This window comes from Paenibacillus sp. J31P316 (assembly GCF_056269105.1).
This window is the reverse complement of record NZ_JBWDNI010000014.1, coordinates 15,975-42,284: the sequence shown is the minus strand read 5'-3', so window position 1 is coordinate 42,284 and position 26,310 is coordinate 15,975. Positions and strand designations below refer to the sequence as shown.

Annotated in this window: 27 protein-coding genes and 1 tRNA gene; 3 read left to right on the top strand and 25 right to left on the bottom strand. The window is 53.0% G+C overall.

The genetic code is table 11. The features are described from left to right. Positions 1-60: 60 nt before the first annotated feature. The 12 genes from AC0YNU_RS25860 to AC0YNU_RS25805 form a co-directional block, all read right to left on the bottom strand. Positions 61-1,509: a YycH family regulatory protein gene (locus AC0YNU_RS25860; protein WP_475761637.1), complete on the bottom strand. Its 1,449-nt coding sequence runs from the start codon at positions 1,507-1,509 to the stop codon at positions 61-63. Then, positions 1,506-3,383, bottom strand: coding sequence for a cell wall metabolism sensor histidine kinase WalK (gene walK / locus AC0YNU_RS25855; protein WP_475761635.1), 1,878 nt, complete (start codon positions 3,381-3,383; stop codon positions 1,506-1,508). Before walK ends, AC0YNU_RS25860 begins: the two co-directional genes overlap by 4 nt. Further along, positions 3,380-4,135 carry a response regulator YycF gene (gene yycF / locus AC0YNU_RS25850; RefSeq protein WP_475761634.1) on the bottom strand — a complete coding sequence of 252 codons (756 nt, stop codon included), beginning with the start codon at positions 4,133-4,135 and terminating at the stop codon, positions 3,380-3,382. The genes walK and yycF overlap by 4 nt, the downstream gene beginning before the upstream one ends. A gap of 204 nt (positions 4,136-4,339) precedes the next feature. Next, positions 4,340-5,734, bottom strand: a complete 1,395-nt coding sequence (locus AC0YNU_RS25845; protein ID WP_475761632.1) for a peptidoglycan DD-metalloendopeptidase family protein — start codon at positions 5,732-5,734, stop codon at positions 4,340-4,342. Positions 5,735-6,003: 269 nt separating this feature from the next. Next, positions 6,004-6,798 (bottom strand): hypothetical protein, encoded by a 795-nt coding sequence (locus AC0YNU_RS25840; RefSeq protein ID WP_475761630.1) that lies wholly within the window; start codon positions 6,796-6,798, stop codon positions 6,004-6,006. A gap of 219 nt (positions 6,799-7,017) precedes the next feature. Continuing rightward, on the bottom strand, positions 7,018-8,304 hold the full coding sequence (locus AC0YNU_RS25835) for an adenylosuccinate synthase (protein WP_475761629.1): 1,287 nt from the start codon (positions 8,302-8,304) through the stop codon (positions 7,018-7,020). Positions 8,305-8,476: 172 nt separating this feature from the next. Beyond that, positions 8,477-9,841: a replicative DNA helicase gene (dnaB, locus tag AC0YNU_RS25830; RefSeq protein ID WP_475761627.1), complete on the bottom strand. Its 1,365-nt coding sequence runs from the start codon at positions 9,839-9,841 to the stop codon at positions 8,477-8,479. 31 nt (positions 9,842-9,872) lie between these two features. Then, complete coding sequence (gene rplI / locus AC0YNU_RS25825; protein ID WP_475761625.1) at positions 9,873-10,316, bottom strand: 50S ribosomal protein L9; 444 nt, start codon at positions 10,314-10,316, stop codon at positions 9,873-9,875. Further along, positions 10,313-12,274 carry a DHH family phosphoesterase gene (locus tag AC0YNU_RS25820; protein WP_475761623.1) on the bottom strand — a complete coding sequence of 654 codons (1,962 nt, stop codon included), beginning with the start codon at positions 12,272-12,274 and terminating at the stop codon, positions 10,313-10,315. Before AC0YNU_RS25820 ends, rplI begins: the two co-directional genes overlap by 4 nt. Before the next feature lie 19 nt (positions 12,275-12,293). Beyond that, entirely contained in the window at positions 12,294-13,196 is a 903-nt protein-coding gene (locus tag AC0YNU_RS25815) for a DUF2232 domain-containing protein (protein WP_475761621.1), read from the bottom strand. Positions 13,197-13,472: 276 nt separating this feature from the next. After that, entirely contained in the window at positions 13,473-13,910 is a 438-nt protein-coding gene (locus AC0YNU_RS25810; RefSeq protein ID WP_475761619.1) for a CBS domain-containing protein, read from the bottom strand. 66 nt (positions 13,911-13,976) lie between these two features. Then, a complete protein-coding gene (locus AC0YNU_RS25805) occupies positions 13,977-15,071 on the bottom strand; it encodes an LCP family protein (RefSeq protein WP_475761617.1) in 1,095 nt (364 codons plus the stop codon). 205 nt (positions 15,072-15,276) lie between these two features. On the opposite strand from AC0YNU_RS25805, the gene AC0YNU_RS25800 reads away from it, so the two are divergent. After that, a complete protein-coding gene (locus tag AC0YNU_RS25800; protein WP_475761615.1) occupies positions 15,277-15,630 on the top strand; it encodes a DUF4870 domain-containing protein in 354 nt (117 codons plus the stop codon). Between the two features lie 61 nt (positions 15,631-15,691). On the opposite strand, the gene rpsR is transcribed toward AC0YNU_RS25800, so the two are convergent. The 3 genes from rpsR to rpsF are packed head-to-tail and all read right to left on the bottom strand — an operon-like array spanning position 15,692 to position 16,865. Next, the gene (gene rpsR, locus AC0YNU_RS25795; protein WP_090649321.1) at positions 15,692-15,970 is read right to left on the bottom strand and encodes a 30S ribosomal protein S18; all 279 of its coding nucleotides are present in this window, start codon (positions 15,968-15,970) and stop codon (positions 15,692-15,694) included. An 18-nt stretch (positions 15,971-15,988) separates the two neighbouring features. Continuing rightward, positions 15,989-16,537: a single-stranded DNA-binding protein gene (gene ssb, locus AC0YNU_RS25790; protein WP_475761613.1), complete on the bottom strand. Its 549-nt coding sequence runs from the start codon at positions 16,535-16,537 to the stop codon at positions 15,989-15,991. Between the two features lie 43 nt (positions 16,538-16,580). Beyond that, entirely contained in the window at positions 16,581-16,865 is a 285-nt protein-coding gene (gene rpsF, locus AC0YNU_RS25785) for a 30S ribosomal protein S6 (protein ID WP_475761611.1), read from the bottom strand. Between the two features lie 236 nt (positions 16,866-17,101). Here rpsF and AC0YNU_RS25780 point away from each other — a divergent pair, with 236 nt between their 5' ends. Further along, on the top strand, positions 17,102-17,281 hold the full coding sequence (locus AC0YNU_RS25780; RefSeq protein WP_475761609.1) for a YjzC family protein: 180 nt from the start codon (positions 17,102-17,104) through the stop codon (positions 17,279-17,281). A gap of 447 nt (positions 17,282-17,728) precedes the next feature. Here the strand turns inward: AC0YNU_RS25780 and AC0YNU_RS25775 are convergent. The 3 genes from AC0YNU_RS25775 to AC0YNU_RS25765 all read right to left on the bottom strand — a co-directional run bounded on the left by AC0YNU_RS25775 (position 17,729) and on the right by AC0YNU_RS25765 (position 18,407). Beyond that, positions 17,729-17,819 (bottom strand) — tRNA-Ser (locus AC0YNU_RS25775). Between the two features lie 65 nt (positions 17,820-17,884). Further along, positions 17,885-18,121, bottom strand: a complete 237-nt coding sequence (locus tag AC0YNU_RS25770) for a DUF951 domain-containing protein (RefSeq protein WP_475761608.1) — start codon at positions 18,119-18,121, stop codon at positions 17,885-17,887. Positions 18,122-18,167: 46 nt separating this feature from the next. After that, entirely contained in the window at positions 18,168-18,407 is a 240-nt protein-coding gene (locus AC0YNU_RS25765; protein WP_475761606.1) for a putative Se/S carrier protein, read from the bottom strand. Between the two features lie 174 nt (positions 18,408-18,581). Between AC0YNU_RS25765 and yyaC the strand changes: the two genes are divergently transcribed. Next, complete coding sequence (yyaC, locus tag AC0YNU_RS25760) at positions 18,582-19,175, top strand: spore protease YyaC (RefSeq protein WP_475761604.1); 594 nt, start codon at positions 18,582-18,584, stop codon at positions 19,173-19,175. Here yyaC and AC0YNU_RS25755 read toward each other — a convergent pair. The 7 genes from AC0YNU_RS25755 to mnmG all read right to left on the bottom strand — a co-directional run bounded on the left by AC0YNU_RS25755 (position 19,147) and on the right by mnmG (position 26,308). Continuing rightward, a complete protein-coding gene (locus AC0YNU_RS25755) occupies positions 19,147-19,641 on the bottom strand; it encodes a DUF4446 family protein (RefSeq protein ID WP_475761602.1) in 495 nt (164 codons plus the stop codon). The genes yyaC and AC0YNU_RS25755 overlap by 29 nt on opposite strands. Positions 19,642-19,669: 28 nt before the next feature. Next, positions 19,670-20,893 carry an aminotransferase class V-fold PLP-dependent enzyme gene (locus tag AC0YNU_RS25750; protein ID WP_475761784.1) on the bottom strand — a complete coding sequence of 408 codons (1,224 nt, stop codon included), beginning with the start codon at positions 20,891-20,893 and terminating at the stop codon, positions 19,670-19,672. A gap of 57 nt (positions 20,894-20,950) precedes the next feature. Further along, entirely contained in the window at positions 20,951-21,805 is an 855-nt protein-coding gene (locus AC0YNU_RS25745) for a ParB/RepB/Spo0J family partition protein (RefSeq protein WP_475761600.1), read from the bottom strand. Beyond that, on the bottom strand, positions 21,786-22,559 hold the full coding sequence (locus AC0YNU_RS25740; RefSeq protein ID WP_161700148.1) for a ParA family protein: 774 nt from the start codon (positions 22,557-22,559) through the stop codon (positions 21,786-21,788). The genes AC0YNU_RS25745 and AC0YNU_RS25740 overlap by 20 nt, the downstream gene beginning before the upstream one ends. A gap of 146 nt (positions 22,560-22,705) precedes the next feature. Then, complete coding sequence (gene noc / locus AC0YNU_RS25735) at positions 22,706-23,533, bottom strand: nucleoid occlusion protein (RefSeq protein WP_475761598.1); 828 nt, start codon at positions 23,531-23,533, stop codon at positions 22,706-22,708. Positions 23,534-23,692: 159 nt separating this feature from the next. After that, positions 23,693-24,415, bottom strand: coding sequence for a 16S rRNA (guanine(527)-N(7))-methyltransferase RsmG (gene rsmG / locus AC0YNU_RS25730; protein WP_475761596.1), 723 nt, complete (start codon positions 24,413-24,415; stop codon positions 23,693-23,695). A 3-nt stretch (positions 24,416-24,418) separates the two neighbouring features. Then, positions 24,419-26,308, bottom strand: a complete 1,890-nt coding sequence (gene mnmG, locus AC0YNU_RS25725; protein ID WP_475761594.1) for a tRNA uridine-5-carboxymethylaminomethyl(34) synthesis enzyme MnmG — start codon at positions 26,306-26,308, stop codon at positions 24,419-24,421. Positions 26,309-26,310: the final 2 nt, after the last annotated feature.

Sequence of the window (26,310 nt, the reverse complement as noted above, 5' to 3'; positions counted from 1 at the left end):
GACAACGCCTCCACCTGAGCATCTATACATGTACCTCGGCCATCGAGCAGGGTCGTCCGCCTATTCCTGCGCGACCCCGCCCTGTCCGTAAAGGTTGACCATCGCCGTGCCGCCGCCCAGACCTGAGCCCGTGCCCAGGCCCGAGTTGCCGCTCCCCGCGTCCTTCGCGGCGAGCGGTGCCCCGCCCGGCTCGCCCGGCAGCGGCTTGTAACCGCCCGGGATCGCGTCCAGGAGCTTCTCTTGCGTATCGTCGCTGAACCGGACCGCCCAGATCGGATCCAGCGCAAGCGTGTTGTCTCCGGACGGCGTGACGAGCAGCGCCGGATAGACCGCCACGACCTCCGCCCTGCGCGCATAGTTCGCGAACGCGTCCGCAAGCAGTTCTCCACCCGGCAGCCAGCGAATGCTACGCTGCTCCGGCTTCTTCTTGAGCGTCAGCATCGACCGCTCGTATTCCGAGACGGTACCGTCCTGCAGGCGCAGCTTCATATTGCCGAACAAGAACGGATTCATGGGCACGAGCGGGAACGAGCCGTAATATTGCTGGAACTTCAACACCTGCGCATCCCCGAACTGATCGGCGTACACGAACCGGTGCAGGCCGTCCCATCCGCCGTGTTGATTGACGAACTGAATGGCCGTATAAACATTCTCGCTCTCGTTGTCGCCTTGCCCTTGGGCCGCCACGGAATCGGTATAACTGAGCCAGCGACCGTTCTGTTCAATCTGCAGGCCGCGCTTGCCGTCCGTATAGATCTGCGAGCCGTTACGGTCGCTGATCGCCCGCGTTACGCCTGGATCGAGGAAGAGATAGCTTTGCATCGTTTCCGGCGTATAGCTGTCGAACCCGACAATGGTCGCACTTGATTCCACCGGTCCTTCCGGCAGATAAATATCATTGCCAAGCCGCTTGTAATTCACCTGATACTCGCCGTAGCCAACGTACATCTGCACGTCCTGCGCGGTCAGATCGGCCTTGACCGATTCGTAGACCGTCAGCTTGTCGGCGCTGAAGAAATACGTCCTTACCTCGTCGCGATCGCTGCTCTTATAGATCCAGATGCGGTTCACCACGTCATTCATGAACGGCGCATCGCCTTCCAGCTTCAGCACCTTGCTGAGCAGCTCCATCGGAACGCCGCGGCCGAAACGAAGCTCGAGCCCCTGATCGCGGTCGCGAATCTCGTCCCAATCCACCGAAGCGGATGTCATCCGCTGGAAGCCTTTGAACTCGCGGCTCTTGATTTTGCCGAAGATCAGATTATAGAAATTCGATGCCGGATATAGCACCGTATGCTTGGATTTGCCTAAGTGGAGAACCATATCCTCCGGAAAAATCACGTTCTCCGCCTTGCCCTCTTGTCCTATCGGCTCCGAGGGCAGATAGCCCTCCTGCTGCGGCGATCTCGTAACGCCGAGACCCGGCATGCTGTACGCGAGCAGATAGCTCTGCACGAGGCTCAGGACGACCAGTGCGGTGAGCAGCAGCGTCTTCGCTTTATCGATCATGCCGTCTCACCTCCGGTAATCAGAGGAAGAACGACCGTGACCGTCGTGCCTTCATTCAGCTCGGAATCGAGCGTGATGGATCCGCCGTGAGCCTTGACGATTTCCCGGGCAATGGAAAGCCCGAGACCCGTGCCGCCCATGCTCCGCGAGCGGGCCTTGTCCACCCGGTAGAACCGGTCGAATATCCGGCCCAGATCCCGCTTCGGAATGCCGATGCCGGTATCCTTCACGCTGATCGCGATCGATGACGGCCCTTGCCTCCCCTGGTCGCCAGCTTCGCTGACTGCTCGGGTATGCATCCTACGCGCCGCGATCTCGATGCGCCCCCCGTCCAGCGTATACTTGATCGCATTGGACACGAGATTATCGAGCACTTGATCGATTTGGTCGCGGTCGAGCCAGACCGTCGTAATGCCGTCCTCTACATGCACGGCCGCACGAATCGCCTTCTTGCGCATTTGGAAGGAGAAGCGATCCGCCACCTCTTCCAGCATTTCCGGCACGTTCGTCTGCTGCCTGCGAAGCAGCCCTTGGTTGGAATCGAGCCGCGACAGATGCAGCAGATCGGTCACGAGCCGAATCATCCGTTCCGTCTCGTTGCGAATGACGCCGACGAACCGCTGTCCGAGCTCCCGCTCGTCCATCGCGCCTTCATCGAGCGCCTCCGCATAGCTCTTGATCGTCGTGAGCGGCGTGCGCAGCTCATGCGAGACGTTCGCCACGAACTCGCGCCGCGATTGCTCCAACCGCTCCTGCTCGGTAATATCCTGCAGCACCGCGATCGTACCGGAAATGCCGTGCTCCCGGCGATGGATCGGCGTCAGCGTCACCCGCAGCAGCTCGTCCTCTTCGCCCTCGGACTGCACATGGTAGATTACAGCCGGCTGATCGCTTCCTTTGGGCAGCGACGCTATCGGCGACTCTTCCATCTGAAACAGCTCGCTCAGCCGCAAACCCTCGCAATCGTCCCGGCGCAGCATCTCCCGCGCCCGGCGATTCGAAATAATCACGATGCCCCGTTCATCCGCCGCCACGACGCCATCGCTCATGTTGGAGAGAATCGAAGCGATCTTCTCCTTCTCCTCCTCATTGGCCGATAGCGCGTCGCGCAGCCGCATCGTCATATTGTTGAACACCTCGGAGAGGCGCCCGATCTCGTCATCTCCAAGCACGGGCACCTGCTGATCGAACCGCCCTTCGGCCACGCCGGCAGCCTGCCTCGTGAGCGCCTTGATCGGATTCGTGATCGTATGCGCCAGCAGGATGCCAAGCACGCCCGTAAGCCCCAGCGCAAACAGCATCCCGGACATGAAGATCCGGTTAATGCGGTCTACCGTGCGGTATAAGTCCTTCATGGATGCGATCAGATAAACCGCGCCCACGATTTTATCGCTATATACGACCGGCTTTGCAATAATCTTCTTGCGCTGCCCGTCATCGTCGATGATTTCCTCTTCGTTGTCCGGAATGCCCTGCAGCGCGCGGCTGACCGCGAGCGAGGTATTCTTCTTCCCAATATAGGATTGATGAGATTGTGAAGACGTCGCCAGCACTTTGCCGCTCACGTCCATCACCTGGATCTCCGCTTCGTTAATGCTAAACAGGTTGCTGACCAGCATACCGAGGTACTCTTCGCGCGTCTGTTCGCCGGGATTGCCCGGCTTCTCCGGCTGGTTGGACAGCGTCTGCGCCGCGATATCGGTCAACAGGTTGGCCTGCTCGTTCATATTGTTCGTGAACGTCGACGTCAGCGACGTTTTCATCGTGCTAATAAAGTACACGCCGATCAGCTGCATCGCAATCAGGATCAGCAGCACGTAGATAATGATCAGCTTGACTTGAATGGTGCGGAAAAAGCGTATGCCCCCGTTCATCCGAAGCCGAAACCTCCGGATTTCGGATTGCGCATGAGATAGCCCAAACCGCGGCGGGTCAAAATATATTCCGGACGGCTCGGATCATCCTCGATCTTCTCGCGAAGCCGCCGAATCGTCACGTCCACGGTACGCACATCGCCGAAATATTCGAATCCCCAGACGGCCTGCAGCAAATGCTCGCGCGTCATGACCTTGCCGTTATTGCGCGCCAGGTAGTACACGAGCTCATACTCGCGGTGGGTCAAATCAAGCGGTTCGTTGTCCTTGTAGACGACATACATATCCGTATCGATAAACAAATTGAATATCGCGAGACCTTGCTTGTCCGCTCCGGCCGTATCCGTGCTTGAGGTATTTCCGGCAGAGGCTGCTGTCGCAGCCTCGTTCTTCGTCCGGCGTAAATGCGCTTTCACCCTTGCCAGCAGCTCCCGCGTGCCGAACGGCTTCGTCACGTAATCGTCGGCACCGAGCTCGAGACCCAGCACCTTATCCAGCTCCGTGTCTTTGGCCGTCAGCATGATGATCGGCGTCTGCAGCCGGGTGCGCACCTCGCGGCACACATCCATGCCGTCCTTAACGGGCAGCATCAGGTCAAGCAATATCAAATCGGGTAATTCCTCGAATGCCAGCCGCACCGCTTCTCCGCCGTCGAACGCGCAGATCACCTGGTAGCCTTCCTTTTCGAGGTTGAATTTTATAATATCCGCAATCGGTTGTTCGTCGTCGACCACTAGTATTTTCCCGTGCATCGCTACACCGCCATTCGATTAAGCAATCTGCCTCTATTCTACCATAGGAGGCATGCGCGTTCCCAATGAAAGTTCCCTCATATCAGGGGAGATTTAGGCGAATAACGGCGAATTCGCGCCTTTTCGGCACTTCCATCCGTTTATATAACAAAACACCGCCGCGGCCAAGGAGCCGGGCGGTGTTTCAATGATAACCTTTCCAGATTATAGATATTTAAGCGGGTTTTGCAATTGGCCGTTCTTGTGTACTTCGAAATGCAAATGCGTGCCGAAGGAATGGCCGGTATTGCCCATGATGCCGATGGTTGAACCTTGGCTGACGGTCTGGCCCTTCTTGACCGAAATCTTGCTCAAGTGGCCGTACCAGGTCTCGTACCCGTTCTTATGGTCGATAATGATGCAATTGCCGAGCCCCGGGCGCGTACCCGTAAAGGTAACAACCCCGTTGTCCGCTGCCATGATGGTATGACTGCCGACCATATCCACGCCGCGATGCAGCGCGCCCCAGCGCATGCCGAAGAAGCTGGTCAAGCGGTGGCCGGTGACCGGCCAAGCGAATTGTCCGGTGCCCTCGCTGAGGTTTACCTTCGTGCCCTTCATGATGATCGCCGGCACGGATGGCTCGAGCACGACTTCGCTGATCAGCTCTTCGCTCATCAGGTAGCCGTTCTCCTTCACCAGCCGGTAGACAAGCTGCTTCTTGCCGCTCTGCCCTTGGCGGATGATCTTCTGCTCGCCCGACTTCATGTTGCTGTTCTTTTGGAAGACCGTCTTCGGTTCGATCGATTCCGTTTCCGTCACGTTCTCGACCGTCTGGACCGTCACTTCCGGCTGCAGCACGGTCAGATCGAGCACATCGCCGACCTTGATCATGTCATCCTTGATCCATTTGTTTCGTTCATAGATCACCTGCGGTGAAATATTGAACTTCTGCGCGACGCAGCCGACGCAGTCGCCTTCTTGCACGGTATACGACTTCGGCTTTACCGTTCCTTTAATCAGTTGCAGATAGAGCTGCTCCGGATCGGCAATATCCGTCGGTTGAACGTCGGCTTCATTCGTTGCGATCTTCTCGACGAATTTCACCGATTTGAGCGCCGTCTTCGATTTCATGCTGCCGTCAGCCGAATAGGAGAGCGCCGTCACTTCCGTCTTCGCGGACTTCGTCTTCGGCGCGTATTTGCCTTGTACCCGATTGAGCAGCGCGGTCGCGGTCGCCTTGTCCTTCACCACGCCGACTTGCTTGCCGTCGACGACCAGCGCGACGCCCGTCGCGTGCGTAACGAACAACCCTTCAAGCTTCTGCAATGTCGCCGTCGTCTGCGGATGCGCGTTGTAAGCGCTTTTATCCCCATATGTGATCTTACCCGTATCGAGTACCATATGTAGGCCTGGATGGTCCGTCTCCAGCTTCTTCTGCACGTTGCCGATCAGCTCCGTTACCTGCTCCTTGGAACTGACCTCACCGATCAAACTGCCGTTCTGGAATACCTCGAGATAGTCTACTGTATGTGCCTTCACGTAGTGCGTACCGCTTAATGCGGCGGCGACAAGCACGACGGCTGCGCCTCCCGTAAGCAGAAGCGGTTTCTTTCGCAACCCGCGTGCTTGCGTGGATGAATGATGCTCTATATCAGTCTGCGAATGAATGTGTGTGGGCCCTACGCGCCGAAAAGTCTGCCGGAATGAATTCCATGCTTTTCGGAATCGACCCTTGTCCGTAAAAAAGGTCATGATCGTCTCCTTTTCGCGTTATGCTTCCTTAAAGTGAGCGGATCCGACAATGAAAATTCTACATTATCAGGCCACGATTTCTACTTTAACATAACGCGATAGGCGGGTTCAACCGGACGCCCTTTTACATGACATTAATATTTGCTCAGAATTGACGACATCTTATCGTACTCTTCCCGATCCAAATATTGCGCCATCAGCTGATTCACCTTGGTCATTTCTTCGGCCGTCAGCCCTTCCTCCATCATCGCCGATATCTGCTGCCACGCGTCCTGCGGGAGCTTCTTCAAGTCGTTGAACAGCAGCTCCTTGTCCGCCTCGCTCAATTGCGACTTGGTCGCATTGATCTCGTCCGTCGACATGGCCACTTCGTCCTTCGACGACGATCCGCTTGTCCCCGTGGTACCCGTACCGCTCTCCGTACCTGCGCTGTTCTCTTGTCCGGCAGCCGCGCTGCTGTTGCCCTTCGGACCTGTTCCGCCGCCGATGTCGCTCAATTGCCCGTTCGACAGATCGCTGAACGCGTCTTCCGAATCGTCGCTGTTCCCGCTTCCGCCAGTCCCTTCCGATGTCGTTCCTTGACTGCCGCCTGTTCCGCCGCTGCTGTCCGCAGACGAATCGCCCGACGTATCGTTGTTCGAAGAATCATCTTTGTTCGAGGAATCATCCTTGCTGGACGAGTTATCCGCCGTATTCGATTGCGAATCCTTCTCCTGCTTGGCAACGGGATCTGCCCCCCACATCTCGCCCCATAAGCCGCTGAGCGCGAATGGCTGCTCCTCCATCGGGATATGAAACTGCTTCAGCAGCGTCTCCACGTAACTGTTCACGACATAGCCCGTCGTCCAAATCGACAGAAAACTGATGAGCAGCGCTGCCGCGACGAGCTTCCCGAAGGCCGCCGCTACTTTCCCTGTTATCTTCCACATTTCTATCACCCTTTGCTGCTGCCGCCTATCAAATGCTGAATGCTGCCATTGCGTCTCGCGACGCAAAAGCAAATCTGTCAGCTTAGGCGACTAGATTGGCAAGGGCATTTCGCCCATACTTCTTAGTATGGGCATCGAGCCGACGAAGCATTCATCAATTCCCCGTTAAAAATCAAAAGAGGAGGGCGATTGCTCGCCCTCCTCTCAAACATGCGTGAATTAGATATAAATCGGCGCTACCGGGTTCGTCTGCTCGCGGTTGCGGCCGACGGAGAAGATCGCGATAGGAATGCCCGTCAGCTCGGATACGCGCTCCACGTAACGGCGCGTGTTTTCCGGCAGGTCCGCCAGCGTCTTCGCGTTCGAGATGTCTTCGCTCCAGCCCGGAAGCTCTTCATAGACGGCTTCGCACTCGGAGATCAGCTTGAGGCTGGCCGGATAGTGCTCGATGATTTCGCCGCGCAGCTTGTAGCCGGTGCAGATTTTGACCGTTTCCAAACCGGACAGCACGTCCAGCGAATTCAGGGACAAGCCCGTAATGCCGCTGACACGGCGCGCATGGCGGACGACGACCGTATCGAACCAGCCAACGCGGCGCGGACGGCCGGTTACGGTACCGTATTCATGGCCTTTTTCGCGAATCCAGTCACCGGTTTCGTTGCTCAGCTCCGTTGGGAACGGACCGTCGCCGACACGCGTCGTGTAAGCTTTTGCAACGCCGATGACCTGTTGGATCTTGGAAGGGCCTACGCCGGAACCGATACATACGCCGCCCGCAGTCGGGTTGGACGAAGTAACATACGGGTACGTACCTTGGTCAATATCCAGCATGACGCCTTGCGCGCCTTCGAACAGGACGCGTTGGTTGCTGTCGATCGCATCGTTCAGCACGACGGACGTATCCGTGACGTAAGGACGAAGCGTCTCCGCATAGCCAAGGTACAGGCCCAGGATTTCGTCTGCATCGAGCTTTTCCCCGCCGTAAACCTGTTCGATTACTTGGTTCTTCTCCGTTACGAGACGGCGAAGCTTCATTTCGAATTCTTCGGCATCCAGCAGATCCGCCACGCGAATACCGTTACGAGCTGCTTTATCCATATAGCAAGGGCCGATCCCTTTGCGGGTCGTGCCGATTTTGTTATCGCCTTTGCGTTCTTCTTCCAAACCGTCCAGCACGAGGTGGTACGGCATGATCAGATGAGCGCGGTCGCTGATTTTCAAGTTTTCCGTAGAGAACCCGTTATCATGTATATAATTGATTTCGTCGATGAGTGCGGATGGATTGATGACCATGCCGTTGCCAATGACGCATACTTTATTTTCGTTAAAAATACCGGATGGGATCATCGTGAGTTTATATTTCTTGTTACCGATCATGATGGTGTGGCCTGCGTTGTTACCGCCTTGGTACCGGGCTACAACATCGGCGCCGTCCGCCAAAAAGTCGGTGATTTTACCTTTGCCTTCGTCTCCCCACTGGGTTCCGACTACAACTACCGTTGACATGGATATACCCCCATTACATGTTTTGCGCGCAAACAAACACAACAAATGGCTGCCTGTGCTCGGCAGCATTCTTAGTGTACCGTTTTAGTCCACTAAAGTCAACGAAAAGCGAACAATTGCAGGGTTGCCCCTACAATTGTTCGGAAATAGAAATATGAGGTCGTTCCTCGCTTTAGGAGGCGTGTCCCGGTTCCTGATGCGCCCGATCCAAACCGACGAATTTATTGAAGTTCTTCAAGAAGGCCAGCTCGACCGTTCCTACCGGTCCGTTCCGCTGTTTGGCGATAATGATCTCGATGATATTCTTCTTCTCCGATTCCTTATCGTAGTAATCGTCCCGGTATAGAAACGCTACGATATCGGCATCTTGCTCGATGGAACCGGATTCCCGAAGGTCGGACATCATCGGACGCTTGTCCTGACGCTGCTCGACGCCCCGGCTCAGCTGAGACAGCGCGATTACCGGCACTTCCAGCTCCCGTGCGATTTGCTTCAATGTACGCGAGATTTCGGATACTTCCTGCTGCCGGTTCTCGCCTGCTTTGCCTCGCCCTTGAATGAGCTGCAAGTAATCGATCAGAATCATGCCAAGGCCGCGTTCCTTCTTCAACCGACGGCATTTGGCCCGAATGTCCGCTACCGTGATACCCGGCGTATCGTCGATATAGATTTGGGCCTCGGATAGCGACCCGATCGCCATCGTTAGCTTTTCCCAGTCGTCGCCTATTAATTCCCCTGTCCGCATGCGGCCGGCGTCGACGTTCGATTCGGCACAGATCATCCGCTGCACGAGCTGCGCCGCGGACATCTCGAGACTGAAGATGGCAACCGTTTCGCGGGCGCGGACGCCGACGTTCTGCGCGATATTCAGCGCGAACGCCGTCTTCCCTACAGAAGGACGCGCCGCGACGATGATGAGATCGTTACGCTGGAAACCGGATGTCATTTTATCCAGATCGCTGAAGCCTGACGGAATGCCCGAAGCGCCGCCTTTATTGGAGTATAGATGCTCGACCCGCTCGAACACTTCCATCAGCACGTCGCGGATGGAGATGAAACCGCTGCTGGAGCGCCTGTTCGACAGCTCCATGATGCGTGCTTCCGCATCGCTCAGCATCAAGCCGACATCGTCCGCTGCTGCATAACCATCGGAAACGATATTCGTCGCCGTGCGGATAAGCCGTCGCATCATCGATTTCTCTTCGACGATTTGCGCGTAATAGTCGACATTGGCTGCGGTCGGTACCGCATTGGCCAGCTTCGATAAATAGCTGACGCCGCCGATCTCTTCCAGCTGTTGTCTGTCTTGCAGATAGGACATCAGGGTAACGAGGTCAATGGGCTGACTGGATTCGCCGAGCTCGACCATGGCATCATAGATCAATTGATGCGACGGCAGATAGAAGTCTTCGCTCCGCAGCCGTTCCATTGCTGTGATGAGCGCTTCTGTTTGCAGCAGGACGGCACCCAGTACCGCCTGCTCCGCTTCCATGTTCTGAGGCGGAACGCGGTCAAACATCGTCAGCTCCTCGCTCATGTCTCTGTTGTCTCCCCTGGCTCCTTCGTTATTATTCTTCCGAGGCATGTACGCTCAGCTTCGCTTTCACTTCAGGATGCAGCTTGACCAATACTTGCGTGACGCCAAGCGTGCGAATCGGCTCTTCCAGCTCGATTTTGCGTTTATCGATCTTCACGCCTTGCGATTCCAGCGCTTCAGCGATTTGTTTGCTCGTAATCGCGCCGAACAGACGGCCGCCTTCACCGGCTTTGGTCTTTACGACGACTTTGGTTGCCTCCAGACGGCCGGCAAGCGCCTGCGCATCCGTCTTCTCTTGTTCCTTCTTGCGCTTCTCGGCGGCGTTTTGAGCATCCAACGTTTTCAGGTTGCCGTCCGATGCCGGCTTCGCCAGGTTCTTCGGAAACAGGAAATTGCGCACGTACCCTTCCGATACTTCTTTAATCTCGCCCTTCTTGCCTTGCCCCTTTACGTCCTGCAGAAAAATAACCTTCATTCGAATAGCCCCTCTTCCTTTTCGATTTCTTGCAGCACCTGCTTGAGGCGCTGCGCGACCTCCGTTACGGTGCCTTCAAGCTGTGCGGCCGCGTTGGTCAGATGACCCCCGCCGCCCATCCGCTCCATGACGACCTGTACATTCATATGGCCGAGCGACCGGGCACTGATGCCGATCAAGCCGTCCGGCCGTTCGCCGATCACGAAGGACGCCAAGACGTCCGTCATGTTCAGCAGCGTATCCGCCGTCTGCGCGATGAGCAGCTGGGAATATTGGCGTCCCTGCTCCGTCACGGCAATCGCGATATGTTCATACATGATTTCCGCGAGCTTGATCATCTCTGCCTTCTTGATGTACTCAGCCAGATCTTCCTTCATCATCCGCTGAATAAGCGTCGAATCGGCGCCGTTGCGGCGCAGGAACGACGCGGCCTCGAACGTCCGCGAGCCCGTGCGCAGCGAGAAGCTCTTCGTGTCGACCGTAATGCCGGCCAGCAGCGCCGTCGCTTCCCGCACGTCCAGCAATACCCGGTCGTGAATATATTGAAGCAGCTCCGTAACCAATTCGCATGTGGACGATGCGTAGGGCTCCATGTACACCAGAATCGCATTCGCAATGAACTCTTCGCCGCGGCGATGATGATCCACCACGACGATTTTATCCGTCAGAGAGAGCAGGCGCGGCTCTTTGACCATGGACGCTTTATGCGTATCGACAACGACCGCCAGCGTCTTATTGTCCACGATGCCGAGTGCCTGATCCGGCGTAATGATCCGTTTGATGATACGCTCGTCTTCCCGCAGCATCTCCATCATCTTCTGAATCGCGGGATTTACGCCTTCCAGCACGATATACGCTTCTTTATTAAAGAGCAGCGCCGCTTTGAGCACGCCGATCGAGGCACCGAGCGCGTCCATATCCGGCATCTTATGCCCCATGATGATGATTCGCTCGCTGTCGCGCATCAGATCGCGCAGCGCATGCGCCACGACCCTCGCGCGCACGCGGGTGCGTTTCTCGACCGCGTTGGACTTGCCGCCATAGAACGACTGGCGCTGGCCGACCTTGACCGCCGCCTGATCCCCGCCGCGGCCGAGTGCATAGTCCAGACTCGTCTGCGCCCAATGGCCGAGCTCCACGATGCTTTCCGCGCCTGCTGCGAAGCCGATGCTGAGCGTCATCGGGATTTTGTTCTCCGCGACAATCTCCCTCACCTCGTCGAGCAGCACGAACCGCGACAGTTCCAATTGCTTCAGCGTGCGTTGATCCGTGATGACCAAATACCGGTCCGATGTGAGACGCTTCAAATACACATGGAACTTGCTTGCCCATTCCGTGATCTCGGCCGTGGCTCGGGACAGCAGCGTACTGCGCTGCTGATCGTCCATGCCCTGCGTCACCTCTTCGAGGTTATCCATCATGACGATACCGATCGCCATCTTCTCTTCCTCGTAGCGCTTGGCCAGCTGCCACTGCTTCGTAATGTCTCGCACGTACAGCAGCCGCTCATCGAAGCGAAAGCTCAGCTCGTAGATGGCGTTGCCGATCGTTGCTTCCATCGTGCCTTCGCGCACTTTCGCCTGCGACAAGGCCGGGAAGAGATCGTTCAACGACTCGCCGACGATCGAATCCCGTTCCATCATGTTGGTGATGAACACGTTATGCCACTCGATCGTTTTGTCTTCGTTGTACAGAATGATCCCGAACGGCAGATCGCTGATGACCTCGCGGCCCGCTTTCTTCACGCGATAGGACAACGTGCCGAGGTACATCTTCAAATCCCGGCGAAACGCCCGCTCCGCCATAACGGAATAGACTCCGACGGCACCGGCCAGCACAAGTCCAATGACGCCCAGCTTCCATTCGTACGTCGCTAGCGTAATCGCCATCAACAGCATCAGCACGAGTGCCCACAAATGGTGCATTCCGTGCCATCGTTTAATCAAAAACTTCGGCATGTTCAATTCCGCCCCTGTGTCACGATTTCTTAAACGCTCTTCGGATCGGGAACGCCGCATCCAACACCCCGACCAAGCTTAACGGCGGGAAGATCGCGACAATCACGGACAATATGACCGGGACGGCTTTGTTCCATTTCCGTTCGTGCGCCAGGAAGAAGCAAAAGCCCATCGCCTGGATGGAGAACGCCAGCTTCATCAGCGGCAGCAAGTTGTGGAGCATGACCGTCATGAAGGAGGTTCCTTCGCTCGGCACGGCCATATCCATCAATAGAACGATTAAATAATAAAGGACGAAGAAGCGCGGCAGCATCCAATTGTGCGCCGGCTGCAGCTTGGGAATGGAAAGGCCAGAAGCGCGAAGCGCCCTTCCCGCGATTGCGTGCGCGATGACCGTAAAGACGAACGATACGACGATCAGCGCCATCGGAATGGCATGAATCAAATTCTGAATGTACGATTCCGTAACTTCCGCCGTCCACGTGCCCGGCATCAGTCCCTCGCTGTTCAGATTGTCTATGGTGTCTGTAATCGTGCTGCGGATTTCGTGAATCAAGGAGAAATCAAACCACAGATCGGCAAGCAGGAGCTCCAGCAGCGACTCCCCGAGCAGCGTCAGTATGACGGCAGTCAGCACTTTGCGCGCCGGAACGCCCTTGCGGTAAAGATGCCCCATAACGACGGACGGAATTAAGAAAAACACGCCGATAATCAAGGCGGCCGGCCCGAGGACGACAGTGCCGATCGCGTATACGACAGCCATATGCACGGCAAAGGACCGTCTGGATAACGTCGTATACAAAATGACCGTAGGCACCATCATAACGGCGGCAACAAGCGCATTCACAAGCGGTACGGCGACAGCGAGCAGCAGCAGCAGAGCCGCGGCGCTCCATAGGATAGATTTTACACCGGTCTTCAAACCGTTCACCTCTTGCTCTAGTTACTAGTGCGCAGCCTAAGCTTTACTCCCCATTATATCATAAATCAAGTTCGGGAATACAGGAGACCATGTCCAGCAGAACGCTTCCGAGCCGCTCAATTTTCCTCGTCCTCCGCTTGTTCCTGCTGATCAATGGCGGCTTAGGATGCGACCGGGCTTCTTGGGATACAAAAACGCCGCCCTCTTCCCGAGGACGGCGTCTATTGTCGTTTAAGCGGTTTGCATTCGCCTCAGTGACGGCAGCTGCTTGCCTGCTTACCCTGCTGCCATTTCTTTCTTCGCTTCAATCCCATTTACGATGAGTGCTTCACAATAATCGATAATATCGCTTCGGCGCACAATGCCGATGAACCGGTTCATGTCGTCGACTACCGGCACGAAATTTTGAAGCTTCGCCAGGGACAGGAGGTCTTCCATGTTGGCGTCGATCTGAACGGCTTTATTGGTCAATCGCATCTGTACGTCAGAGAGCTTCACTTTATTCGTCTGATCGAATGAGATTTGCGGGTTATTCTTCATATGCCAGAGCAAATCGCCCTCGGTCAACGTACCGGCATATCCGCCGGCATTGTCTAGAATCGGCACAGCCGTATAACGGTGATGCTCCATCCGCTCCAGTGTTTGCCGCAATGTGGCGTCCATCGTTAACCATACCACTTCTTGCTTCGGTAATAAGAAAAATGCAATATTCATGCGTTTAATGCCCGCCTTCCTTCTTCTTCTTTCGTTTGCAGAAAGAACCTGGGCGTTCGCACTGCCTTACTGCTTCGCGGATGCATCCGCCGGCTTCGCCGATAGGGTTTCCACCGGTTTTTGGACGTTAGGCTTGGTTTGGGCCTCTTCCGGAAGCGGCAGCTCCGCTTTCGTCTTGGCTGGATCCAGCCACGCCGCAATCAGCGCTTTGGTTGTCGCCAAATCCTCTTCGTCCGCAAAATAATACCATGCGCCGTGAGCGACTTTGCGGTGCCCGTTTCCTTTCAGCGTATGACTGTAAATCGTGCGGTTATCGCTTTGAAGCATACTTTTTGCAAGGTCAATCATATGCTCTGGTGTTAAGTCCGTGCTGAAGTTCCCGCCCATGATGTCCATCATTTGCGGAATTTTCGTCCATTGTCCAACGCTGGATGCCTTGTTCATGATCGCGTTCAAGAACACCTGATGGCGTCCCGCGCGGCTTGTATCGCCGCCGGCATCTTCGCGGTAACGAACGTAATTAAGCGCCTCCGTGCCATTGTAAACGTCCTTGCCCGCCTTCACGACGAACTTCTCGTGATCGGCATCGTCGTTAACGAGATCCGCCGTGATCGGCAGCGGAATGCCGCCCATGGCGTCAATGACATCGCGGAAGCCCTTGAAGTTTATTGTAGCATAATGGCCAACCGGTTCGCCAAACAACTTCTCGACCGTTTCGACCGACATCTTCGCACCGCCGAATGCATACGCATGCGTAATCTTGTCTTGCCATTGACGTCCTGCCTTGGTCTGCTTACCGACGATATCGACGTAGGTATCGCGTGGTATGGACACCATCAACATCGCGCCATCGATCGGTCTGACGACCGTATAAATCATCGTGTCGGAGCGGCCGATCTCCTTATCCCGCTGATCGACGCCAAGCAGCAGCAGCGAGAACGGCTGCTCCTTCTTGTAGGCTGCCGCGACCGGGGGTTTGCGTCCCTCGATCGGCTTGTACGAATTCTCCAGCTTCTTCTCTACGCTGCCGGACAGAAACGTATCAAATCCCCATAACGCCAACGCGCTGCGATTGTAATAACCCGCCGCTCCGCCAGCAATGACGAGAATCAGCAATGCTGCCAGCCATTTATTTCTTCGTGCTCTTCTGGGTTTCGTCATGATGCATTCATGCTCCTGTCTTTCAACCATCTATTTAAACGTTCTACCACTAGTCTAAACGATCGTTTTCAGGGGAAAGTTACAATTCGTTAACGAACCATTATTGACAGGATTGGGGATCGTTTACAGGACAAATTCCTGCGATTCCGCATAGTTCGGCTGGCGTTTGAATACATACCTAACATAAGGAAGGGGTGGCTCTACTATGCAAGCACCGCGTTTTGCACCGGATCGTTCATCCACCGGCATCGATTCCAAGATCGTCGGGCTGCTCTGTTATTTGGGCTTCTTCATAACGGGTTTGTTGTTCCTCGCGCTGGAGAAACGAAGCACGTTCGTCAAGTTTCACGCCATGCAGTCCATCCTGCTTTCGGTGGCCTTGTGTGTCCTTAATATTGTACTCGGCTTCCTTCCGTTTATCGGCTGGTTTCTTGGGTTATTGCTAGCACCCCTGACATTTATTTTATGGATTGCCTTAATGCTCCTCGCCCTGCAGGGAAGATGGTTCAAACTTCCGCTCATCGGCGATTTCGCGGAACAGCAGGCGGCCAAATTTTAAGTCCTTACCCTATTGCAAGGCATAAGAAAAAGGCAGCCGATTGGCTGCCTTCTTATCTATACTATTCCGTTGTGTAAGGCAACAGCGCAACTTGACGCGAACGCTTGATAGCGATCGTCAGCAGGCGTTGGTACTTCGCGCTAGTTCCCGTTACACGACGTGGCAAGATTTTGCCGCGCTCGCTGATAAATTTACGAAGCAAGTCCGTATCTTTATAGTCAATGTGTGTAATTTTGTTAGCTGTGAAAAAACATACTTTACGGCGCTTGTTACGGCCTTTACGGCCGCCGAATTTGCGTTCTGGACGCTCGTCGCCACCATCTCTTTGTTTAAAGCTCATGTTCATCCGTCCTTTCGTTTAGAATGGCAAATCATCTTCCGATATATCGATCGGGCGCCCGTCATCCGAGAAAGGATCACGGCCGTTGTTGTTCCGAGGTGTGCCTCCTGAACGTCCGCCTCCGCCTTGAGAGCCGCCGCCTTGGCCTTGGGAACCTCCACCGCCGCCGTAGCCGCCTTGACCGCCACCGCCGAAATTGCCGCCGCCTTCTTCACGCGGGCCATTGTTGTCCCGATTCGCGGATTCCAAGAAACGCACGTTGTCGGCAATAACTTCCGTCACATAGACGCGCTTGCCTTCGTTGTTCTCGTAATTCCGAACCTGGATACGGCCTTCAACCGCTGCTAAGCGGCCTTTGCGCAAATAATTGGCGCACGTCTCAGCCAGCTGCCGCCACGTGACGATCGGAATGAAATCCGCTTCACGTTCGCGTTCTCCGCCTTGGCCGCCGCTCGAAAACGGACGATCCACTGCAAGCGTAAATTGCGTTACCGCAACGCCCGCAGGCGTGTAGCGCATTTCAGGATCCCTTGTTAGTCTACCGATTAGAATAACGCGGTTCAACATCGTTTATCGCCTCCAATCAAAACATCGCTTGCGTTCGATGAGACTAAGCTACATCTTTAGTGATCAAGAAACGGATAACTTCATCCGTAATTTTCATGACGCGGTCAAGTTCATTCACAACTTCTGGAGTTGCGTTGAAATGAACCAGTACGTAGATACCGTCACGAACCTTATTGATCTCATACGCAAGGCGGCGTTTACCCATCACGTCATGCTTCGTGATTTCTCCGCCGTTTCCGATGATTGCTTGGAACTTATCAGTCAGGGCTTGAACCGATTCTTGTTCCACTTCCGGACGAATGATGTACATCACTTCGTATTTGCGCATTTGTTTCACCTCCTCTTGGACTATGCGGCCCCCATATGGGAGCAAGGAGCGAGTATAAAAAGCTATCTCGCATACCTGAATACTATATCAAACTTAGTACCTGCTTGACAAGTAAGGAATCCCTGCTTGTCTTCCCTCATTCTTCCGCTCATGCCCTCGCTGTTTCTGAAGCACACTAGTAGCCGGGGTTTTCTCCCCCTTTTCATGCAGTAATCTTAATGGAGGTGCAGACAGCTATGGGTGAATGGACGGAATTCCGACCGGGCGACCACGCCCCGAATGATGGCACGTACATCGAGATCGGCGAAGCTTCGTTCCACATGGGCGTGAACGATCCGCAGAAGGTTCATTTAAAGAAAGGCGAGCGATTCCCGTCAACGTCGAATTCGGATCGCAAGTGGAAACGAATGCATTAATCTTGGCATACGACACGCATGAAATGTTTTTGGAGTATTGCCGTATAAATCCGCTGCGTGCGGAGCATTATAATTCATGACGGTGAACAAGTGAGAGGTGTGGTTCCATTGAACGTCAATGTGCTTGAACCTCAAGGAGATTTTGTCCACTCAGCATAGAAGCGGAGGGTTGTGCCAAAGACACTTGTCTGTAACACACGCGAACCGAGTCAAATCGGTGAACCAAGGTTTCTTTCCGAAAGCTTTGTGATGACTGTTTTCTACTAAACACCGTCGGGAGAAGGGCTCGCAAGAGCCCTTTTTTCCTGTCCAGCGAAAGTTGTTCATCCACATGCTCATCCACTTACTTGCTCGCTCGTGTCAGGAATCCACTCATTCGCACGCTGCTTAAATGGCCTGAAAATCAAAAAAGCGATCCGTTAGGATCGCTTTGCATGTTAGGGATTATGGCGGAGAGGGTGGGATTCGAACCCACGCACGCTTTGACACGCCTAACTGATTTCGAGTCAGCCCCCTTGGGCCTCTTGGGTACCTCTCCATGTGTGTTTCTCAGTCAGCAAGGATTATATTAACATGCGGCTCGTCCGATTGCAAGCCTTTTATTTAAATTCCTGGCGGAGCGCTTTCTCCCTCTTTTTGCTGTTGATCCGCAGCGGATCGGAGCACCTTTTTCAGGTTTTTTTCGAACTTCGCACGCGGGATCAGCACACTATGCTTGCAGCCTACGCATTTGATGCGAATGTCCATGCCCATACGGATGATTTCCATTTCGTTCGTACCGCAGGGATGCTGTTTCTTCATTTGAACGACATCGCCCAGCTCAAATTGTTTTCTCTCCATTTAGCTCCACTCCTCCTCTTTTTCCCCGCGCCGCTGTCTGTTGTATCTATATGTCGACAGCTTCGTAACGCTCTTCGACTTGCTTGTAGATGCCGCGAATTTCAACGTGTTCCTGTACGATAACCTCTTGAACCGCTACCAAATCTTCTTCCGGAAAATGAATAGATAGCGCGCAGCCTGCCGTAATCTGCTTCGGCGTCGGACAGATATCTATTTCAATCTCCGCATATTCTAATAGCATCTCAGCTCGCAGCGCCTGCTGGGTGGAGTCAAATGCGATCAGCACGTTCTCCGCCTCCTGACTGATTGTAGTGAAGATTTCTCCTTCCGGGCAAGTATAAAATGGTTGTCCCATCCATATACTAGTAACCAAGCGTGAGGGCAGCTCCTCTATTAAATTATGATAGCAGAACTGCGGCTTACCGTGATTATTTATAGCGTTTTTGCGGGAGGGGAATCTATGAAACTGCCAGGGATGAAAGAAACGCCGCTCAAAGTACCTTATACGGAGCCCAACATCACCGGACTTCTGATGAACCGCATGATGTATCTGCTGGACAATGTGGCCCACGATCGCAGAATCGTTGTCGTCTGCGTTGGGACAGACCGCTCTACGGGCGATTCCCTGGGACCGCTTGTGGGTACCTCCCTCAGCAAATACAGAAGTCCATTCTTCGACTTGTACGGAACATTGGAAGAACCAGTTCATGCGATGAATTTAGATGAAACGCTGATTGACATCAACAAGCATATCCGCAAGCCGTTCGTAATCGGCATCGATGCTTGCCTCGGTCAGGCTGCCAGCGTCGGCTGCATCCAAGTCGGCACAGGACCGGTCAGGCCAGGAGCAGGCGTCAATAAAGACCTTCCCCCTGTAGGGGATATCCATATTACCGGCATCGTAAACGTTGGCGGATTTATGGAATATTTCGTTCTCCAAAATACGCGCCTTCATCTTGTCATGCGCATGTCTGAAATTATCGCGCACACGCTTTTCTCTTCCATCATGAAATGCACGCGTTCCGCTACTTATCCTGCCGCAACGCCAGATTGATGGCTTCGATTTCTTCAGGTGTCAGCGTATAGGCCGACTGACCCTCTTTTAACGGTTTGGCATAAACGAAGGTTTCGTCTCGTCCATGGATGCCGCTTAGTACCATGCCGTCCTTCTCGTCATTAATGAGCGCGATGGAAAAACTGAGGTCGCTCCCTCTTTCAGCGAATGCATTATAACGATGAATGCCGATGTTGCCTTTCTTCCTCTTAAGCGTCTCGTTCAGGGTACTAATGGATTGATTCAGGCTGCGTTGATGCTCATCCTGTACACTTAGCCGTTCTTGCATTTGAATTATGATGCCTTCGAGTCCTTCAACGCCTGTCCCGCTCATGAATTGCGTATAGTTCTTCCTCAGCTTCTTCAGTTTGCTGCCCAGCACGAAATTGCGAATAAGAAGTAATAAGACAACTGCAGCCAGCCCAACGGTTACCCAGTCGAACGGCCGTTCAATCCACTGATCCATGATGTGTTTCTCTCCCATTCGTGCTCTCTTAGCTGTAATGTTGAACGATTTCTTTCACAGCCTGGGCGAACGCCTCCACCTCTTGTGAAGTCGTAAAGCACCCCACGCTCGCACGAATCGCCCCTGTCTCCAATGTCCCTGCTGTCCGATGTGCCAACGGTGAACAATGGAAGCCCGTCCGCACCGCCATGTTATAATGCTGATCCAGAATAAAACCGATTTCCGACGGATCCGCGCCTTCGATAACGAAGGACACGATACCCGTCCGTGCTTCGCCAAGCTCAGGCCCGAGAATCCGGACACCCTTCGACTCAAGCAGCTTTTGCATCATGATCTGTGTCAAAGTCCATTCTTTAGTATGGATGTTTTGAACGGTCTCATGCAATACATGCTTGACCCCTTCCCTCAGCCCGTTTATTCCTGCCGTATTTTGCGTACCCGCCTCATAGCGGTCCGGCCTTACCGAAGGCTGCTCAATGGACTCCGACTGACTGCCCGTCCCACCGTGCATGAGAGGCTCCAAATCAATTTCCGGGTGAATATATAGCCCACCGGTCCCCTGGGGCCCTAACAGCCCTTTATGGCCCGGAAACGCGAGCATGTCGATCCCCATTCCTTCTACGTCAATGTCCAGTACTCCTGCGGACTGTGCCGCATCCACGAGCAGCTTCACGCCGCTTTTCCGAGTGACTTCCCCAATATCTCCGATTGGCAATATAGACCCCAGCAGATTCGAGCTGTGATTTACAACCGCCAGCTTCGTATTCTTACGGATAGCAGCCTGTACCTGCTTCGCATCCAGGATTCCCTGCTCATTGAGCTCTACATAGGTAACCTCAATTACCCCGATGTTCTTCAAATACTCTAATGGCCTGCGTACCGAGTTATGCTCGACAGCCGTTGCGATGACATGATCTCCAGGCTTCAAGATCCCCTTTATTCCCGTATTCAATGCCATCGTTGTATTCAATGCAAATGAAATATCATTTGGATTCTTAACGACAAATAGCTTGGCCAGCGATTTGCGCGTTTCGAACAAAATACGGCTCGCCCGCACAGCCATTGCATGACTGCCTCTGCCGGGGTTTGCACCATCGCGTTCCATCGCTTCCGTTACTGCCTCAATAACGGTTGCGGGCTTGGGCCACGATGTCGCAGCGTGATCCAAATATATGAATGGCTTGTCCTGCTTATTATCCAACATCCCATCACCTCTCCCGCTTGATCCTATCCTAACAATAGCATACTTGATCGGCGGCCCTGCTTCAAATCCCGCCAATCAAGTATGCTATTTAGACCGTGCGTATAGTTATGATAATTGCTGGAGCAGTTCGAGCAAGCGTTCAAGGTCTTGCTTGTTGTAATACATCAATTCAATGCGTCCTTTATCCTTCTGTTGCTTGATCTTCACCGTTGTTTTGAAGCGCTCGCGCAGCGACTCTTCCACTTCATTAATATACGGATCTTTTTTCTTGTTGGACGGTGTTTCTTTCGTCTTGGAAGGCGCCTGCTGATCCAGGTTTTTAATCGCTTCCTCCAATTGCCTTACGCTCCACTCATTTGCAACCGTCAGTTCAGCCAGTTCTTTCTTCCGAGCATCTTCTTTCACACCCACTATCGCTCTCGCATGACCCATCGATAATGTTCCACGTGAAACATTTTCTTTGATCTGCTCCGGCAGTGACAGCAGTCTAAGGAAGTTCGCAATATGTGATCTGGATTTGCCAACCTTCATGGATAGCTCTTCTTGCGTAAGATTGAACTTGTCCATCAGCGCTTGGTAGGCTACGGAAAGCTCGATCGCATTCAGATCTTCACGCTGCAGGTTCTCAATCAATGCAATTTCCATGACCTGAAGATCGGAGAAGTTTCGCACGACCGCTGGGATCGTTGTATTGCCGCATAGCTGAGATGCACGGAAACGACGTTCACCAGCAATAATCTCATAGCCTTTAAGAACAGTGCGAACGATAATGGGCTGGATGACGCCATGTTGTTTAATCGACTCCGCCAGTTCTTTAATGGCATCGTCATCAAAGATTTTTCGCGGTTGATAAGGATTCGGTCTAAGCTGCGTAAGCGGCACCTCAACAACTTTATCCTCTTCGCTGACAGCTAGCGATGGAATTAACGCATCAAGCCCTCTACCTAGCCGCTTGCTCATACGTGATCACTTCCTTCGCGAGTTCAAGATACACCTCTGCCCCTTTGGACCTTGGATCATACGTAATGATAGACTGCCCGTGGGAAGGAGCCTCGCTCAAACGAACATTACGCGGAATGATGGTCTGATAAACCTTCTGTTGGAAATACTTCTTGACCTCTTCAATGACCTGAATGCCGAGGTTGGTTCGCGCATCGAACATCGTGAGCAGTACGCCTTCAATTTGAAGGGTCGTATTCAGATGCTTCTGCACAAGACGAACTGTATTTAAGAGCTGGCTCAAGCCTTCCAGCGCGTAATATTCACATTGAATCGGAATGATAACGGAATCCGATGCCGTCAGTGAATTAATCGTCAATATCCCTAGCGAAGGAGGACAATCGATAAGAATATAATCGTATTGATTTTTTACAAGCGAAAGGGACTTCTTCAAACGCTGCTCCCGCGAAATCGTTGGCACAAGCTCGATTTCCGCGCCAGCCAATTGTATGGTAGCTGGAATAATATTCAGTCCATCGATATTCGTCTGACAAGTCGCTTCATTCGGATGCACATCGTTAATAAGCACATCGTAAATACAGTGCGCAACATCCGCTTTATTGATTCCGATCCCGCTTGTCGTATTACCCTGCGGGTCAATATCGACCAACAATACTTTCTTGCCCAGCGAAGCTAGGCAGGCGCCCAGATTCACGGACGTGGTCGTTTTCCCGACACCGCCCTTCTGGTTCGTAATTGCAATCGTTTTAGACAAACTGTTCACCTCTATGCTGATAACTTGGTTGATCCGAATCAAATGCGACTCTATTACGCTGCCGACTCTATCAAATGGACTACATGAATTCCAATAGACAAAATGACGATGCCGTCCCATAAACCGGACGGCTGTCAGCAGTGCTATTATCGTTTAGGAATCTTGATCACGATCTCATAATGATCTTCATAATCCTGTTCATTGGTTTTAATTTGCAAACCTGAGCCCGATACCATATCAATCGATTGACGAATGGTATTCAAGGCAAGCCGTACATCCTTCGTAAAGGATACCCGTTTAGCTTTCTTGGAAGTGCTTGCCACCGCTTCATTATAGAAAGCGACTCTTGCTTCCGTCTGCTTCACATTAAGCTCTTTAGTAATAATATCGTCTAGCACTTTCAGTTGCAACTCTTCGGAATGAAGAGATAACAATGCTCTTGCATGACGCTCCGTAATTTTACGTTCCATCAAGGCATTTTTGACCGTTTCACCAAGCCCTAGCAGCCGAATCTTGTTCGCAATGGTCGACTGGCTCTTACCTAATCGCTGCGCCAAGCTCTCTTGAGTCAGGTTGTGCAGATCGATCAGCTTCTGATAAGCGATCGCTTCTTCGATCGAAGTAAGTCCTTCACGTTGAAGATTTTCGATTAATGCAATGGATGCCGCCTGTGAGTCATTAAACTCCCGAATGATTGCAGGAACTGTGTCGAGGCCCAACTTCTTAACGGCCCTGAATCGGCGTTCGCCGGCAATGATTTCAAATCTGCCATTACGCGCTCGTACGACAATCGGTTGAATTACCCCATGCGTTCGAATCGTTTGGCTAAGTTCTTCGATACGGTCGTCATCGAATACAGTCCGCGGCTGATAGGGGCTAGTGTCCACCTCAGTAATCGGAAGCTGTTTGACTTCATCCTGGTTCTGACTCTTCTGATCACTTAAACCGAATAAACGCGAAAATTGTTCTTTCATAGCGTCAACATACCACCCGATTTCAAAATGCCGAGTTTGTCGTTTCTTTATTATTCGTCGGCTGCAAGCTGATCTCCTGCTTGACAGGACTCCAATTCGAACAAATATACGGTGATATCATTGTTCCACGTGAAACATTTCCAGTATGCTTCTACGTGATCAAATGATTGGCTGCTTGAGCGGCAAACCCGCCTTGCGCGGATATTTAGCTGGTGTTTCTCCAAGCTTGTTGATGACAATAATATGGCGATCCGATTGTTCAAACGGCAGTTTCATATGATGAACTTCCGACAGCTTGCCTTTCAGCTCCGACAAGCTTCGTTTGGCTTCTTGAACTTCTTCGGCAGGATCAGCACCCTTCATAGATGCAAACACGCCGCCTTTCCTTGCAAAAGGAAGACAAAGCTCATTCAATCCGCTTAAGCGCGCAACCGCTCTTGCCGTGACAAGATCGTATTGATCACGATGTGCCGTGAGTCTCCCGATGTCCTCTGCCCGGCCATGGACACAAGTAACATCTTGTAGGCCAAGCTGTTCAACGACATGCTGAAGAAACTGAATGCGTTTATTCAGTGAATCGACGATTGTGACTTTGAGATGAGGGAAACAGATTTTAAGCGGAATACTCGGAAATCCGGCACCGGAACCGATGTCCGCTATAGTTGTAACCTTATCCATATTTAAAAAGAAAGAAAGGGTTGCGGAGTCGTAAAAATGTTTCTCGTATACCGCTTCCCTTTCCGTGATACCCGTTAAGTTCATTTTATCGTTCCACTCGACAAGCAGCTCGTAATACGTTTGGAATTGCTGCAGCTGGAGCGGCGATAACGCCGTCCCCCGCTCCTGAAGCAGCTGTGTAAACCAAGTTTCAGTTGAATTCATGCTTTACCCCCGTGCTGCAACAACTCGATTGTAATGTTCCAAATAAACCAGCAAAATGGAGATGTCGGCAGGCGTTACGCCGCCGATTCTGGAAGCCTGGCCGATCGATAGCGGACGGATGGTGGACAGGTTCTGTTTCGCTTCCTTGGATAGGTTCGTGACGATCGAATAATCGATATCATCCGGAATACGCTTGTTCTCCATTTTGGCAAGCCGTTCGACTTGGAGCTGCTGCTTCTCGATATAACCGGCATACTTGATCTGAATCTCCACTTGCTCCTTCATATCGTCGGTCAACGCCTCCGAGGAAGACGATAAACGTTCAACATGTTCATACGTGAATTCAGGACGACGAAGCAGAGACAACGCATCGGTCACTTGTTGAAGCGGCGCAGTTCCGATTTCCTCGAACATCGCTCGTACATCCTCATCAGGGCGTACCTTCACGGTTTTGAGCCGTTCGATCTCCTGCTCTACCATCGCTTTTTTGATATTGAACTTGTTATACCGCGTTTCAGAGATCAATCCAATCTCGTATCCGGTCGGTGTAAGGCGCAAATCCGCATTGTCATGACGCAGCAGGAGGCGGTATTCCGCACGGGATGTAAGCAGGCGATAAGGTTCAGTCGTCCCCTTGGTCACTAGATCATCGATGAGCACACCGATGTATCCTTGCGAACGGCCGATAATAACCGGCGGCTTATCCTGCACCTTCCGAGCTGCATTAATCCCTGCCATAATGCCTTGTCCAGCCGCTTCTTCATAGCCGGACGTGCCGTTGATTTGACCAGCTGTGAACAACCCTGGGACAAGCTTCGTCTCCAATGATGGCCACAACTGAGTTGGAATAACGGCATCGTATTCGATCGCGTAGCCCGTACGCATCATCTCAACATTTTCCAAACCTGGAATGGAACGGAGAATGTTCAGTTGCACGTCTTCCGGCATGCTCGTTGACAGGCCTTGAACGTAATACTCCGAAGTGTTCTTCCCTTCCGGCTCCAAGAAGATTTGATGCTTCGGCTTATCGGCGAAACGGACGATTTTATCTTCAATGGAAGGGCAATATTTCGGACCTGTACCCTCAATCGCACCAGAGAACATTGGAGCGCGATGCAAATTGTCGCTAATAATCCGATGCGTCTCCTCCGACGTGTACGTCAACCAGCACGGAAGCTGCTCATTATCGGAGGATTCCGTTTCATACGAGAAGAACTTCGGCTTCTCATCCCCCGGTTGAATTTCCGTCTTGGAGAAGTCGATCGTATCCCCGTGCACGCGCGGAGGCGTACCCGTTTTGAACCGTACCAGCTGCAGACCCAATTGGCGCAAGCTCTCCGACAATTTAATGGAAGGCTGCTGATTGTTCGGGCCGCTTTCATAGATCAGCTCGCCCATAATCACTTTGCCGCGCAAATATGTGCCGGTCGTGACAACAACCGCTTTAGCCCGATATTCCGCGCCCGTCTTCGTCACGACACCTACACAAGTGCCATCCTCAATAATGAGATCCTCGACCATTCCTTGACGCAGTGTCAGATGCTCCGTCTCTTCGATCGTCTGCTTCATGAAATGCTGATATAGAAATTTATCGGCTTGCGCTCGCAATGCATGAACAGCTGGGCCTTTACCCGTATTCAACATGCGCATCTGAATAAACGTTTTATCGATATTGCGTCCCATCTCACCGCCGAGTGCATCGATCTCCCTTACCACATGACCTTTAGCCGGACCGCCGATTGACGGATTGCACGGCATAAAAGCAACCATATCCAGGTTGATCGTCAGCAGCAGCGTCTCCGCGCCCATTCGTGCAGAAGCCAAGGCCGCTTCACAGCCGGCATGTCCGGCACCGATAACAATAACGTCAAAATTCCCTGCTTGATAACCCATTC

Coding starts and splice junctions, on each gene's coding strand:
- AC0YNU_RS25860 (WP_475761637.1), bottom strand. CDS start 1,509: ATGATCGATAAAGCGAAGACGCTGCTGCTCACCGCACTGGTCGTCCTG.
- walK (WP_475761635.1), bottom strand. CDS start 3,383: ATGAACGGGGGCATACGCTTTTTCCGCACCATTCAAGTCAAGCTGATC.
- yycF (WP_475761634.1), bottom strand. CDS start 4,135: ATGCACGGGAAAATACTAGTGGTCGACGACGAACAACCGATTGCGGAT.
- AC0YNU_RS25840 (WP_475761630.1), bottom strand. CDS start 6,798: ATGTGGAAGATAACAGGGAAAGTAGCGGCGGCCTTCGGGAAGCTCGTC.
- AC0YNU_RS25835 (WP_475761629.1), bottom strand. CDS start 8,304: ATGTCAACGGTAGTTGTAGTCGGAACCCAGTGGGGAGACGAAGGCAAA.
- dnaB (WP_475761627.1), bottom strand. CDS start 9,841: ATGAGCGAGGAGCTGACGATGTTTGACCGCGTTCCGCCTCAGAACATG.
- rplI (WP_475761625.1), bottom strand. CDS start 10,316: ATGAAGGTTATTTTTCTGCAGGACGTAAAGGGGCAAGGCAAGAAGGGC.
- AC0YNU_RS25820 (WP_475761623.1), bottom strand. CDS start 12,274: ATGCCGAAGTTTTTGATTAAACGATGGCACGGAATGCACCATTTGTGG.
- AC0YNU_RS25810 (WP_475761619.1), bottom strand. CDS start 13,910: ATGAATATTGCATTTTTCTTATTACCGAAGCAAGAAGTGGTATGGTTA.
- AC0YNU_RS25805 (WP_475761617.1), bottom strand. CDS start 15,071: ATGACGAAACCCAGAAGAGCACGAAGAAATAAATGGCTGGCAGCATTG.
- AC0YNU_RS25800 (WP_475761615.1), top strand. CDS start 15,277: ATGCAAGCACCGCGTTTTGCACCGGATCGTTCATCCACCGGCATCGAT.
- rpsR (WP_090649321.1), bottom strand. CDS start 15,970: ATGAGCTTTAAACAAAGAGATGGTGGCGACGAGCGTCCAGAACGCAAA.
- ssb (WP_475761613.1), bottom strand. CDS start 16,537: ATGTTGAACCGCGTTATTCTAATCGGTAGACTAACAAGGGATCCTGAA.
- rpsF (WP_475761611.1), bottom strand. CDS start 16,865: ATGCGCAAATACGAAGTGATGTACATCATTCGTCCGGAAGTGGAACAA.
- AC0YNU_RS25780 (WP_475761609.1), top strand. CDS start 17,102: ATGGGTGAATGGACGGAATTCCGACCGGGCGACCACGCCCCGAATGAT.
- AC0YNU_RS25770 (WP_475761608.1), bottom strand. CDS start 18,121: ATGGAGAGAAAACAATTTGAGCTGGGCGATGTCGTTCAAATGAAGAAA.
- yyaC (WP_475761604.1), top strand. CDS start 18,582: ATGAAACTGCCAGGGATGAAAGAAACGCCGCTCAAAGTACCTTATACG.
- AC0YNU_RS25755 (WP_475761602.1), bottom strand. CDS start 19,641: ATGGATCAGTGGATTGAACGGCCGTTCGACTGGGTAACCGTTGGGCTG.
- AC0YNU_RS25745 (WP_475761600.1), bottom strand. CDS start 21,805: ATGAGCAAGCGGCTAGGTAGAGGGCTTGATGCGTTAATTCCATCGCTA.
- noc (WP_475761598.1), bottom strand. CDS start 23,533: ATGAAAGAACAATTTTCGCGTTTATTCGGTTTAAGTGATCAGAAGAGT.
- rsmG (WP_475761596.1), bottom strand. CDS start 24,415: ATGAATTCAACTGAAACTTGGTTTACACAGCTGCTTCAGGAGCGGGGG.
- mnmG (WP_475761594.1), bottom strand. CDS start 26,308: ATGGGTTATCAAGCAGGGAATTTTGACGTTATTGTTATCGGTGCCGGA.